15 protein-coding genes and 1 tRNA gene are annotated in these 12,367 nt (G+C 66.2%); all 16 read left to right on the forward strand.

Features of this window, described 5'->3' with window-relative positions:
• Positions 1-90 precede the first annotated feature (90 nt).
• The 16 genes from tuf to rplL all read left to right on the forward strand — a co-directional run bounded on the left by tuf (position 91) and on the right by rplL (position 12,300).
• Positions 91-1,281, forward strand: coding sequence for an elongation factor Tu (gene tuf / locus ACSQ3M_RS01800; RefSeq protein ID WP_436148368.1), 1,191 nt, complete (start codon positions 91-93; stop codon positions 1,279-1,281).
• A 151-nt stretch (positions 1,282-1,432) separates the two neighbouring features.
• On the forward strand, positions 1,433-2,269 hold the full coding sequence (locus ACSQ3M_RS01805) for an isocitrate lyase/PEP mutase family protein (protein WP_436148369.1): 837 nt from the start codon (positions 1,433-1,435) through the stop codon (positions 2,267-2,269).
• On the forward strand, positions 2,262-2,939 hold the full coding sequence (locus ACSQ3M_RS01810; protein WP_436148370.1) for a GntR family transcriptional regulator: 678 nt from the start codon (positions 2,262-2,264) through the stop codon (positions 2,937-2,939). The genes ACSQ3M_RS01805 and ACSQ3M_RS01810 overlap by 8 nt, the downstream gene beginning before the upstream one ends.
• A gap of 116 nt (positions 2,940-3,055) precedes the next feature.
• Positions 3,056-4,183, forward strand: a complete 1,128-nt coding sequence (locus tag ACSQ3M_RS01815; RefSeq protein WP_436148371.1) for an ABC transporter substrate-binding protein — start codon at positions 3,056-3,058, stop codon at positions 4,181-4,183.
• Positions 4,184-4,406: 223 nt separating this feature from the next.
• Positions 4,407-4,482: transfer RNA gene (locus ACSQ3M_RS01820), tRNA-Trp, on the forward strand.
• 19 nt (positions 4,483-4,501) lie between these two features.
• Positions 4,502-5,233, forward strand: coding sequence for a class I SAM-dependent methyltransferase (locus tag ACSQ3M_RS01825; protein WP_436148372.1), 732 nt, complete (start codon positions 4,502-4,504; stop codon positions 5,231-5,233).
• 155 nt (positions 5,234-5,388) lie between these two features.
• Entirely contained in the window at positions 5,389-5,583 is a 195-nt protein-coding gene (gene secE / locus ACSQ3M_RS01830) for a preprotein translocase subunit SecE (RefSeq protein ID WP_436148373.1), read from the forward strand.
• A 15-nt stretch (positions 5,584-5,598) separates the two neighbouring features.
• Positions 5,599-6,132: a transcription termination/antitermination protein NusG gene (nusG, locus tag ACSQ3M_RS01835; RefSeq protein WP_436094450.1), complete on the forward strand. Its 534-nt coding sequence runs from the start codon at positions 5,599-5,601 to the stop codon at positions 6,130-6,132.
• A 117-nt stretch (positions 6,133-6,249) separates the two neighbouring features.
• Entirely contained in the window at positions 6,250-7,845 is a 1,596-nt protein-coding gene (locus ACSQ3M_RS01840) for a methyl-accepting chemotaxis protein (protein ID WP_436148374.1), read from the forward strand.
• Positions 7,842-8,372 (forward strand): cytochrome b, encoded by a 531-nt coding sequence (locus tag ACSQ3M_RS01845; RefSeq protein WP_436148375.1) that lies wholly within the window; start codon positions 7,842-7,844, stop codon positions 8,370-8,372. The genes ACSQ3M_RS01840 and ACSQ3M_RS01845 overlap by 4 nt, the downstream gene beginning before the upstream one ends.
• A gap of 86 nt (positions 8,373-8,458) precedes the next feature.
• Entirely contained in the window at positions 8,459-9,061 is a 603-nt protein-coding gene (locus ACSQ3M_RS01850) for a DJ-1/PfpI family protein (protein WP_436148376.1), read from the forward strand.
• 70 nt (positions 9,062-9,131) lie between these two features.
• On the forward strand, positions 9,132-9,548 hold the full coding sequence (locus ACSQ3M_RS01855) for a ribbon-helix-helix domain-containing protein (RefSeq protein ID WP_436148377.1): 417 nt from the start codon (positions 9,132-9,134) through the stop codon (positions 9,546-9,548).
• Between the two features lie 155 nt (positions 9,549-9,703).
• Complete coding sequence (rplK, locus tag ACSQ3M_RS01860) at positions 9,704-10,135, forward strand: 50S ribosomal protein L11 (RefSeq protein ID WP_436148378.1); 432 nt, start codon at positions 9,704-9,706, stop codon at positions 10,133-10,135.
• 13 nt (positions 10,136-10,148) lie between these two features.
• The gene (gene rplA / locus ACSQ3M_RS01865) at positions 10,149-10,847 is read left to right on the forward strand and encodes a 50S ribosomal protein L1 (RefSeq protein WP_152013672.1); all 699 of its coding nucleotides are present in this window, start codon (positions 10,149-10,151) and stop codon (positions 10,845-10,847) included.
• Positions 10,848-11,352: 505 nt separating this feature from the next.
• Positions 11,353-11,868, forward strand: a complete 516-nt coding sequence (gene rplJ / locus ACSQ3M_RS01870; RefSeq protein WP_436148379.1) for a 50S ribosomal protein L10 — start codon at positions 11,353-11,355, stop codon at positions 11,866-11,868.
• Between the two features lie 51 nt (positions 11,869-11,919).
• Positions 11,920-12,300, forward strand: coding sequence for a 50S ribosomal protein L7/L12 (rplL, locus tag ACSQ3M_RS01875; RefSeq protein WP_129155100.1), 381 nt, complete (start codon positions 11,920-11,922; stop codon positions 12,298-12,300).
• Positions 12,301-12,367 lie beyond the last annotated feature (67 nt).

Here is a 12,367-nt window from a genome sequence, read left to right on the forward strand (position 1 = left end):
AACTCCCTCCAGCTTGCGCTTCGTCCCAAAACCCCCTAATGCGACCGCGTTTTTCCGGCCCTGCGCGGGCATCGTCAGGAACAAGGTGTCATGGCCAAAGAGAAGTTTGCTCGGACGAAGCCGCACTGCAACATTGGAACGATTGGTCACGTCGACCATGGCAAGACGTCGTTGACGGCTGCGATCACGAAGGTGCTGGCGGAGTCGGGTGGCGCGTCGTTCACGGCGTATGACCAGATCGACAAGGCGCCGGAAGAGAAGGCCCGCGGCATCACGATCTCGACGGCTCACGTCGAGTACGAGACGGCGGCCCGCCACTATGCGCACGTCGACTGCCCCGGGCACGCCGACTATGTGAAGAACATGATCACGGGCGCGGCGCAGATGGACGGCGCGATCCTGGTGGTGTCGGCGGCCGACGGCCCGATGCCGCAGACCCGCGAGCACATCCTGCTGGCGCGCCAGGTCGGCGTTCCCGCGCTGGTGGTGTTCATGAACAAGGTCGATCTCGTCGACGACGCCGAGCTGCTCGAGCTGGTCGAGATGGAGATCCGCGAGCTTCTGTCGAAGTACGACTTCCCGGGCGACGACATCCCGATCACCAAGGGCTCGGCCAAGGCTGCGCTCGACGGCGTCACCCCGGAGATCGGGCATGATGCGGTGATCGCGCTGATGAAGACGGTCGACGACTACATCCCGCAGCCGGCGCGTCCGCTCGACCTGCCGTTCCTGATGCCGGTCGAGGACGTGTTCTCGATCTCGGGCCGCGGCACGGTCGTGACCGGCCGCGTCGAGCGCGGCATCGTCAAGGTCGGCGAGGAAATCGAGATCGTGGGCTTAAAGGACACGGTGAAGACGACCGTCACCGGCGTCGAGATGTTCCGCAAGCTGCTCGACCAGGGCCAGGCCGGCGACAACATCGGCGCGCTGCTGCGCGGCACCAAGCGCGAGGACGTCGAGCGCGGCCAGATCCTGTGCAAGCCGGGTTCGGTCAAGCCGCATACCAAGTTCAAGGCCGAGGCCTACATCCTGACCAAGGAGGAGGGCGGTCGCCACACCCCGTTCTTCACCAACTACCGCCCGCAGTTCTACTTCCGCACGACGGACGTGACCGGCGTGGTGCACCTGCCCGAGGGCACCGAGATGGTGATGCCTGGTGACAACATCACCATGGAAGTGCACCTGATCGTGCCGATCGCGATGGAAGAGAAGCTGCGCTTCGCCATCCGCGAGGGCGGACGCACCGTCGGCGCCGGCGTCGTCGCTTCGATCATCGCGTAAGCTTCGGCTCCGCGACAAAGACGGAAGGGGCGGCGGCGACGCCGCCCTTTTCGATTCTGACGCCAGCCCGTCCGCGAACGGAGTTCGGGACTGGCGTCGCAGAGCGCGCCGTGCCAGCTTCCTGTATCTTGCATACGGACTGGAGATCGCGATGAGTTCCCGCCATTCGCTCGCCGACAGGCTGCGCCAGCCCGGCCTCGTGGTCGCGCCCGGCTGCCATGATGCCATCGGCGCGCGGGCGCTCGAGCAGGCCGGGTTCGAGGCGGTCTACATGACCGGCAACGGTCTTTCCGCCAGCCTGATCGGCGCGCCCGATATCGGCCTCCTGACCATGACCGAGATGGTGGCGCGCGGCCGGGCTCTGGCTGCCGCGATCAAGGTGCCGCTGATCGCCGACGCCGATACCGGCTATGGCAATCTCAACAACGTCGCCCGGACGGTCGCCGAGTACGAGGCGGCCGGCGTCGCCGCGATCCATCTCGAGGATCAGGTCACGCCCAAGCGCTGCGGCGCCATGGCCGGGCTCGCTCTGGTCACGCGCGAGGAGCAGGCCGAGAAGATCCGTATCGCCGTGGCGACGCGGCGCGATCCCGACTTCCTGATCATCGGCCGCTCGGATGCGCGTTTGCCGCTCGGCCTCGACGAGGCGATTGCGCGCGGCAAGGCCTATGCCGAGGCTGGCGCCGATCTCGTGCTGCTCGAGATGCTGCAATCCGAGGACGAGATGAAGCGGGCGCTGCGCGAGATCGAGGCGCCGCTGATGTTCAACTATGTCGAGGGCAGGGTGCCGCCACTGACGGCCGAGGATTTCGGGCGGCTCGGCTTCAAGGTGCTGAGTTATCCGGTGTCGTCGACCCTGGCCTATGCCCACATGATGGCGGCCTTCGCACGCGAGCTGAAGCGCTCCGGCACGACGCGGGCGCTGGAGCCGGCCATGCTCGACCTGCCGAGCTACGAGGCCTTCCTGGGACGGGAACACTATGCCTGATCTCAAGGTGGAACAGCCGAAATCCCTGGTCACGATCGTCGAGGAGCGGCTGCGCACAGCCATCATCGACGCCGAGATGGGCTTCGGCGAGAGCCTGTCGGAGGAAGCGCTGAGCGAGGCGCTGGGCGTCAGCCGCACGCCGGTGCGCGAGGCGCTGGCGCGGCTGCAACTGCAGGGGCTGGTGACGATCGTGCCGAAGAGGGGCACCTTCGTTTTCGCGCCGACTGAGGAGGACGTCGCCGAGCTCTGCGTCTTCCGCTTCATGCTGGAGACGCAGGCCCTGCGCGAATGCCTGGCCAAGGCGCGCGCGGCGGCGCTGGATGCGATGAATGCTGGGCTCGCGGCAATGGAGGCGGCGCAGGCCAATGGCAGCCGCCGCGACTATGCCCGGGCCGATACCGATTTTCACGAGGTCTTCTTCCAGCATTGCGGCAACCGCTATCTCGGCAATGCCTATCGCGGCGTCTCCGGTCGCGTCGCGGCACTGCGCACCCATCTTTCGGTGCCGCTGGAGGGCGAGCAGGAGCGCTCCATGGCCGAGCATCGCCTGATGGTCGAAACCTTCGCCGCCGGCCGTCTGGCCGATCTCGACGCCATCCTGCACCGACACATCATGCGGGCGTGGGACGCCTATGCCGACGTGCTGCGCCGCGGCGACGTTCCGGCCTAACGGGACGTCGGGACGGGGAGCCTCGGATGGTCAAATGAGCTTGCATACAGTGTCCTAGAGATTATGCTTTCGGATGAGAGCCGCGAACGGCCCATCGAACCTCGGGAGGAGGCGTCATGAACACTGCCCTTAAAGCTGCGGCCCTGGCGCTCGCGCTGGCGGCGACGCCGGTGGCGGCACAGGACAAGGTGAAGCTCGTCACTATCGCCGAGCTCTCCGGGCCGGGGGCCACCGCCGGCACCAACTGGAAGAGCGGCATCGAGCTGGCGATCGAGGAGATCAACGCCAAGGGCGGCATTCTCGGCCGCAAGATCGATTTCGTCGCCTATGACACGCAGACCAACCCGGCGAATGCCCGCGCCGCCGTGCAGCGCGCGATCGACGAGGGCACCCATGCCGTGCTGGGGCCGGTCTATACCGGCTCGATCATGGCCTCGATGCAGATCGCGCAGCGGGCCGAGATCGCCCAGCTCGCGGCCGGCGACGGCACGACCTACACCGCCCAGGGCAATCCCTTCATCTTCCGGACCTCGCTCAGCCAGTCGGCGGCGATGCCCAAGATCGCCGCCTATCTCAAGGACGAGGTCAAGGCGAAGTCGGTCGCGGTCGTCTGGGTCAACAACGACTTCGGCAAGGGCGGGCACGAAGCCATCCTGAAGGAGCTGAAGAGCCGCGGCATCGCGGTCTCGGTCGATCTCTCGACCGAGCAGGGCCAGGCCGATTTCGCCGCCGACGCGATCAAGATCAAGAACGCCAATGCCGATGCCGTCTTCGTCTATCTGAACGAGGAGGAGAGCGCCCGGCTGCTGGTGGCGATGCGCGACCAGAACGTCGGCAAGCCGGTGATCGGCGAGACGACGATCCTGAGCCAGAAGGTGATCGAGCTCGCCGGCAAGGCGGCGGAAGGCGTGCGCGGCCATGTCGGCCAGACGATCGATGCGCCGATCCCGGCCTTGCAGGAATTCGGCAAGCGCTTCGAGGCCCGCTTCAAATTCGTGCCCGACCATAACGGCATCAAGGGCTACATGGCCGTGCATGCGGTGAAATGGGCGACGGAAAAGCTCGGCAAGTTCGAGCCGACCAAGATCGCGGCGACGCTGCATGGCGCGACGATCAAGCCGGAGGAGGAGCCCGGCATCCTGATGGAGACGACCTTCGACGAGAAGGGCGATGTCCAGCGCGAGAGCTTCCTCGCCGAGGTCGTCGACGGCCGGCAGAAGATCATCGGCCGGCTGCCGAAGTAAGCGACCAACCGCGGCATTGTTTGGAAGGGCGGCGATCGCGCCGTCCTTCCTCGTCGTGCGAGCGTTTCCAGAATCAACTCTTTCGTGATCTTCCTTCGGCGAAATATGCTGAATCCGCGGGGCTTTGCCGTGATCGGCTGAGGATATGAGTCAACTTCGAACGAGACGGTTGCGATTTCGACTTGAAAATGCCGTGAGGTTCGGGCTAAGCAACCGACGCTACAGGGGTGTAGCTCAGTTGGTAGAGTACCGGTCTCCAAAACCGGTTGTCGTAGGTTCGAGCCCTACCGCCCCTGCCAGCCGTCCGTGCGTGCCGCGATGACACAGAACATCTACGACGACGCCGGCTTCTTCCAGAATTACAGCCAGCTGCCACGCTCGCTCCGCGGGCTCGACGCCGCGCCCGAATGGCCGGCACTACGCGCATTGCTGCCTCCGTTCGCGGGGGCGAGCGTGCTCGATCTCGGCTGCGGATTCGGCTGGTTCTGCCGTTTCGCTGCCGGCGAGGGTGCGGCGGAGGTCGTCGGCGTCGATGTCTCCGAGCGAATGCTGGCGCGGGCAAAGGCGGAGACGAGCACGGCGAGCGTCCGCTACGAGCAGGCCGATCTGGAAACCTATGAGGCGCCGGCCGGGCACTTCGACCTCATCTATTCCTCGCTGGCCTTCCATTACCTCGCAGAGTTGCCTGCCGTGTTCGGCCGGATCGAACGGGCGCTGAAGCCGGGCGGGCGCTTGGTCTTCTCGGTCGAGCATCCGATCATGACGGCGCCGCGCCACCAGGGCTGGTCGCAGGATGAATCGGGCCTGCCGGTCTGGCCGGTCGGGGCCTATCTCGACGAGGGCCGGCGCGTCACCGACTGGCTGGCCGACGGCGTGGTCAAGCAGCACCGCACGCTCGCGACCTATCTCAACCTGCTGATCGGCGTCGGCCTGCGCTTGCTGCATGTCGAGGAATGGGCACCGACGCGCGAGCAGATCGCGGCCGAGCCGGACTGGGCCAAAGAGCGCGAGCGGCCGGCCTTCCTGCTGATCGCGGCGGAGCGGCCCTGAACCGCTCGATTCAAAACCGCTTGGCGAGTGGGCAATCGCGTTGTAAGAAGCCTTTAACGACGGCGCGCGGCTCCCTGGGCCCCGCGCCGCGAATCTTTCAGGACCGCCGAATCGCCGCCCTGTCGCGATGATCCGGAACCGAGGTGACGAGCCCGATGGCGAAGACGAATCCCTTCCAGTTCCTGCAGGAAGTGCGTAGCGAGGCCACCAAGGTGACCTGGCCCTCGCGCCGCGAGACGCTGATCACCACCGGCCTGGTTTTGCTGATGGTGCTGATGTCGAGCCTGTTCTTCCTCTTCACCGACACGGTGATCCGCTGGGGTCTCGGCCTCATCCTCGGCGCTCGTTGAACGGAAGCTAATAACGTGAGCACCCGCTGGTACATCGTCCACGCCTATTCGAACTTCGAGAACAAGGTCGCGCAGTCGATCAAGGATCAGGCGGCGCAGCGCCACCTCTCCGACAAGTTCGAGGAAGTGCTGGTTCCGACCGAGAAGGTCGTCGAGGTCCGCCGCGGCCGCAAGGTCGACACCGAGCGCAAGTTCTTTCCGGGTTATGTCCTGGTGAAGTGCGAGATGACCGACGAGGTCTACCACCTCATCAAGAACACGCCCAAGGTCACCGGCTTCCTCGGCGCCGACAAGGCCAAGCCGATGCCGATCCCCGAGAACGAGGCGCTGCGCATCAAGGGCCAGGTCGCCGAGGGCATCGAGCGGCCGAAGCCGACGATCGTGTTCGAGGTCGGCGAGCAGGTGAAGGTCGCCGACGGGCCGTTCGCCTCGTTCAACGGCGTCGTCGAGGATGTCGATCACGCCCGCGCCCGCCTCAAGGTCGCGGTCTCGATCTTCGGCCGTGCCACGCCGGTCGAGCTCGAATACAGCCAGGTCGAGAAGCTCTGACGCTTGGACAGCTTGCTGAAGGGTGCCGGCAACGGCACCCTTTTTGCGTGATTTCGTAGTTAACGCCTCCTTCAGGCGTGTATGGCAATGTCCCGCCGGCTTTTGGCGTGGGCGGGCATGTTTCCCAGGACATTCAAGGCGACGGTCGGGCAGCGCCTGGCGCTGTGGGGCGTGCTCCTCGGCGCGCTCTCCTGCCTTTATGTCGCGACCGAGCTTGTCGGCTCGCGCAAGCTCCACGGCTTCACGCAGGCCCTGGAGGCGCAGAGCGATCTCGCCCGCCGCCTCGAAGCGACGACCATGGTCTTCGAGCGCATCAGCATCGCCGTCTTCTCGGGCAACCGGGCGGAGCCTTCCGATCTCGAGGTGTTGGCGATCGCAGCCGAGGATATTGCCACCCGGCTTGAGGGCAGGCTGCAGGCCGATACCCAGGCGGTCGCAGAGCGAGCCACGGCGATGCGTCAGGCCGCCGATATCCCCACGGCCCGGGCCGAGCTCAGGGTGATCGCGGACAAGCGCTCGGCCCTGCGGCGCGGGCTCGGCGAGGAGATCGGCCGGCTGAGCACCAGCCTGTCGCACCATGTCGAGAGCGCCCATCAGAACAAGGTCCTGCTCTCGCTGCTCGGGCTGTTCAGCCTGGTCTTCATCGTGGTGCTCGAGCATCGCTGGCTGGTCCGCCCGATCTCCGGCATGGCGCGAGCCTTGGCCGAGAATCGGCAAGAGGGACGGGGGCTCGACAAGCTCGCCATGCGGCGCGACGAGATCGGCATGCTCGGTCGCGCGCTGCTGGCGCATCAGCGCGGGCTCCAGGCCGAGCAGGAGGTCGCCCAGACGCGACTGGACGCGCTTTCGGGCGAAGTCGCGCGCCAGGAGGCCGCCCAGGCCCGCAATGCAGCCTTCCAGGAACGGATCGCCGCGATCGCCCAGGCGCTGGAGCAGCATGCTGCCCGGCTGTCGCAGGCCGCCGGAGAATTCGCGCAGCTCTCAGGTGTCGTCGACGAGCGGGCCGGCGCGGCCACGCAGTCGACGCAGCGCGTCTCCTCGCATGTCGATCATGTCGCCGGCGCGATCGCGGAAGTGTCCGCGCTGCTGGCGACGGCGGCAAGCGAGGCCTGGCGGACCTCCGAGGTTGCCGATGCCGCAAAGGCGCTGGTCGACCAGGCGACGGCCGATACGGTTGAGCTGAGCGATGCGGTCGGCAAGATCGTGCAGGTCATCGACATCATCGGAACCGTCGCCAGCCAGACGAATCTGCTGGCGCTGAACGCCACGATCGAGGCGGCGCGGGCCGGCGAGGCGGGCAGGGGCTTTGCGGTCGTCGCCGGCGAGGTCAAGCAGCTCGCGCACCGCACGGCCGAGGCGACCGACGATGTCCGCACGGGGCTGAACCAGATCACCGTCGCGGCGCAGCGCATTACCTTGCGGATTGGCGCCCTGGTGACCTCGGTCGAGAAGGTCGACAAGGCAGCGCTCTCGATCGCCGAAGTGACCGCTCGCCAGGATGTCGGCTCGCGCTCGATCAGCGAGACGACGTCGCGAACCGCCGGCGATGTCAGGCTCGTCGCCGAGCAGGTCGAGCAACTCGCCGGCACGCTGGCGAGCTGGCGTCAGACGGCCGGCTCGGTCACGGCCGCCTCCGCCGATCTAGACCGGCAAGCGGCGGAGCTGCGGCAGGCTGTCGAAGGCTTCATCACGCGCGGGGAGCTAGCGGCATGAGCCTGGCGATCTCCGAGGCAGAGGCCAGCCCAACGGCGCCGTCGCCACTGCCGATTATCGCGCAGGCGCTGCACTGGCTGACGGCAGCGCTGGTGCTGGCGCTCTTCACCACCGGCGTGATGATGAAACAGATCGGCGAGGGGCCGACCGCGGATACGCTCTATCTCTGCCACAAGACCACGGGAGCGTTGCTGCTCGGTCTCGTGCTGATCCGGATCGCCTACCGCCTGTTCGCGCAGCTCACGGCGCGCTGGCGCAAGGGAGCGGCGAGCCGGCCGGTCCATGCGCTGTTGTATCTTGCGCTGCTGGTGGTGCCGCTGCTGGGCTGGGCCGGCGTTTCCGCCTTCGGCGCACAGCAGCTGCTGTTCGGCCTCTCGCTCCCGGTGATCTGGCCGGAGGAGATGGGCTATGCCGACCTCTTGTTGACGAGCCATGCCTGGCTTGCCTTCGGGCTGATCGCGCTCGTCGTCATCCATATCGGGGTGGCGCTCGGCGATTACCTGACACGGGATGCCAAGGGCGGCTGAGCCTGCGTTAACCGGTTAACACCCGCGCCACTCCGGCTGCGCCTATTATTCCCGACCATCCGAAACTGGGTGGAAGGGAGGACAAGATGACCGGCAAGCGCATTTTGATGATCGTCGGCGATTTCGGCGAGGACTACGAGATCATGGTGCCGTTCCAGGCCCTGCTCGCCGTCGGCCACAAGGTCGATGCGGTCTGTCCCGACAAGGTCAAGGGCGACAGTATCGCGACCTCGATCCATGATTTCGAGGGCCAGCAGACCTATTCGGAAAAGCGTGGCCATAATTTCGCGCTCAACGCTAGCTTCGCCGACGTCGACGCGGCAGCCTATGATGCGCTGGTGCTGCCGGGCGGCCGGGCGCCGGAGTATCTGCGCCTGAACAAGCAGGTGATCGCGATCGTCCGGCACTTCTTCGAGGCGAACAAGCCGGTCGCAGCGATCTGCCATGGTGCGCAGATCCTCGCCGCTGCCGGTGTCCTGCAGGGGCGCAGCTGCTCGGCCTATCCGGCCTGCAGCACCGAGGTGGAGCTCGCCGGTGGCCGCTATGCCGACATCGCCATCGACGCGGCGACGACCGATGGCAATCTGGTGACCGCGCCCGCCTGGCCGGCGCACCCGGCCTGGATCTCCCAGTTCCTGGCGGTGCTCGGAACACAGATCAGCCACGGCGCACTGCGGCAGGCCGCCTGAACCAGGGCAGGCCTCGCTTGGCGCGGCTGTCGCTGTATGATGCGGGCCAATCGCGCGCGGGGAGGGCGCCATGTGCAAGCTCTTCATCAATGCCGATGCCGATCTCTGGCGCACGCGCCTGAAGTCGGTACGGCTCAACGGCTTCTCGACCAGCGTGCGGCTCGAGAACCTGTACTGGCGCGTGCTCGAGGAAATCGCGGCGCGTGACGGGATGAGCCTCGGTCAGCTCCTGGCCAAACTGCATGGCGAGCTGATCGAGACCCATGGCGACGGCGAAAACTTCGCCTCGTTCCTGCGCGTCTGCTGCGGCCGCTACCTGATGCTGCAGCTCACCGGGGACGTGCCGCGCGAGCTCGACCGGCCGATCCGCGAACTCGACGCCGACAGCATCCTGGCGCGCGAGGCGCAGCGGCTCGCGCCTGCGACACGCCGTCCGCAGCGCTCAAGCGCTTCCGGGGCTTCCCTTTCGGTGCGCCCTGTGCCATAGGGCGGCCCTCACATGCGTGGGAGGCGTGCCGGTTAGCCAACCGGAGGTTCACGCCGCACCACGCCCTGCAACACCCCGGTCCGGAGCGATAGCAGCTCACGGGCGGGGCGTCGTCGTTCCGGTCGGCACCGGGGCGAGCGACAGGAGCAGCCATCATGGCTAAGAAGATCACGGGTTACGTGAAGCTTCAGGTTCCGGCGGGCGCGGCCAATCCGTCGCCGCCGATCGGTCCCGCGCTTGGTCAGCGCGGCCTCAACATCATGGAATTCTGCAAGGCCTTCAATGCGAAGACCGCGCAGATGGAAAAGGGCATGCCGATCCCGGTGATCATCACCGCGTATCAGGATCGCTCTTTCACCTTCGAGATGAAGCAGCCGCCGGTCTCGTACTGGCTGAAGAAGGCTGCTGGCCTGACCTCGGGTTCGAAGACCCCGGGCAAGGGCGGCAATGTCGGCAAGGTCACGTCGGCTCAGCTCACAGAGATCGCCGAGAAGAAGATGGCCGATCTCAACTGCGACAACGTCGATTCGGCGGTGGCGATGATCCGTGGCTCGGCCCGTTCCATGGGCCTGGAAGTCGTGGGCTGAGGGGGAACTGACAATGGCACATGTCGGAAAGCGCGTCGTCAAAGGCCGTGAAGGCGTTGACCGCATCAAGCTCTACCCGCTCGCCGAGGCCGTCGCGATGGTCAAGGCCCGCGCGAACGCCAAGTTCGACGAGACCGTCGAGATCGCGATGAATCTCGGCGTCGATCCGCGTCACGCCGACCAGATGGTTCGCGGCGTCTGCAACCTGCCGAACGGCTCGGGCCGCACGCTGCGCGTCGCCGTCTTCGCCCGCGGCGCCAAGGCCGAGGAGGCCAAGAAGGCCGGTGCCGACATCGTCGGCGCCGAGGAACTGGTCGAGATCGTGTCGAAGGGCACGATCGAGTTCGACCGCTGCATCGCGACCCCGGACATGATGGGCCTGGTCGGCCGCCTCGGTAAGGTGCTGGGCCCGCGCGGCCTGATGCCGAACCCGCGCGTCGGCACGGTCACCATGGACCTGACCGCCGCCGTCGCCGCCTCGAAGGGCGGTTCGGTCGAGTTCCGCGTCGAGAAGGCCGGTATCGTCCACGCCGCCGTCGGCAAGGCCTCGTTCGATGCCGCCAAGCTCGGCGAGAACATCAAGGCTTTCGTCGACTCGGTCTCGAAGGCGAAGCCGGCCGGCGCCAAGGGCACCTATATCCAGCGCGTCGCGATCTCCTCGACCATGGGTCCGGGCGTCAAGATCGAGCCGAACACCGTTCTCGGCGGCTGATAGCGCGTCGCGGCCGCTTCTATCGCGGCCGCAGCCCCGCCTTGCGCTTCAGCGCAGGGATTACCACTTGGCAGAAGTCGGGGGAGGGTCTATAGCCTCCTCCGTGTTTCCATAAGTGACGGGGCTTCCGCGTGCTTGGCACGAGGAGGTCCATTTCGCGTTTTTTGGCGGTTCGCCGCCGAAAAAGGGTGTTTCGGTTCGAAGGGGAGCGATCTCCGAAGGCCGGGCATCCAAGTCCTGTCTGAGACTGCAGGTGCGCCTTTGGCTCCGGCTAGAGGGCATAATTTCGCCAAGAGGCCTGCATAGACGGTGCAAGAACTCTTCCGGTGCCGAAGGGCGCCGAACGAGGTTCGAACCATCTCGCCCGATCACGGCTTCGGCCATGGCAGGGGACAGGGCACTGAGCGTCGCTCCGGCGAGGGGTCGGTGTCAACCGGTCACTTTCTGAGCGACACGTGCAACTGGCGGCGGGCCTTAAAACCTGTCGCCTACCGGAGAGAGCCCAGTGGATAGAACGGCAAAATCTGATGCCGTCGCGACACTGAACGATGTCTTCTCGAAGACGTCGGTCGTTGTCGTGGCCCACTATGCGGGTTTGACGGTGGCCCAGTTCCAGAAGCTTCGTCGCGAGATGAAGGCCAATGGCGCCACCGTGAAGGTCGCAAAGAACCGGCTGGCCAAGATCGCTCTTGAAGGCACCGACGTCGCGTCCATCAGCAACCTGCTGACGGGTCCCACCCTGATCGCCTATTCCAGCGATCCGGTCGCGGCGCCGAAGGTCGCCGTCGCATTCGCCAAGGAGAACGACAAGCTCGTCATCCTCGGCGGCGCGATGGGCACGACCGCCCTGAACCCCGACGGCGTCAAGGCTTTGGCCACGATGCCCTCGCTCGACGAACTGCGCGCCAAGTTGCTCGGCCTCCTGCAGGCCCCTGCGACCAAGATCGCCCAGCTCTCGACTGCGCCTGCCGCAAAGCTCGCGCGTGTGTTCCAGGCATATGCCGACAAGGACGCTGCCTGAGCAGCCGACAACCCTTAATCGTTCGAACCTCTTACATCAGGAACTTAAACCATGGCCGATCTCGCCAAGCTCGTCGACGAACTCTCGTCGCTCACCGTTCTCGAGGCTGCTGACCTCGCCAAGTTGCTCGAAGAGAAGTGGGGCGTCTCGGCTGCCGCCGCCGTCGCCGTCTCCGCCGGCCCGGCTGCTGGTGGCGCTGCCGCTGCCGCCGTCGAAGAGCAGACCGAGTTCACCGTCGTTCTTGCCGCCGTCGGCGACAAGAAGATCGAGGTGATCAAGGAAGTCCGCGCCATCACCGGCCTCGGCCTCAAGGAGGCCAAGGACCTGGTCGAAGCCGCTCCGAAGCCGGTCAAGGAAGCCGTTGGCAAGGACGAGGCCGAGAAGCTCAAGAAGCAGCTCGAGGCCGTCGGCGCCAAGGTCGAGCTCAAGTGAGCCCGGGCCGGCTGATGCCGGTCCGTCTCTAGTCGACAAGCACAGTCCCGGGGCGGTTCGCCGCCTC

It is taken from the genome of Allobosea sp. LjRoot90, assembly GCF_964254315.1.
Classification (GTDB): Bacteria; Pseudomonadota; Alphaproteobacteria; order Rhizobiales; family Beijerinckiaceae; genus Allobosea.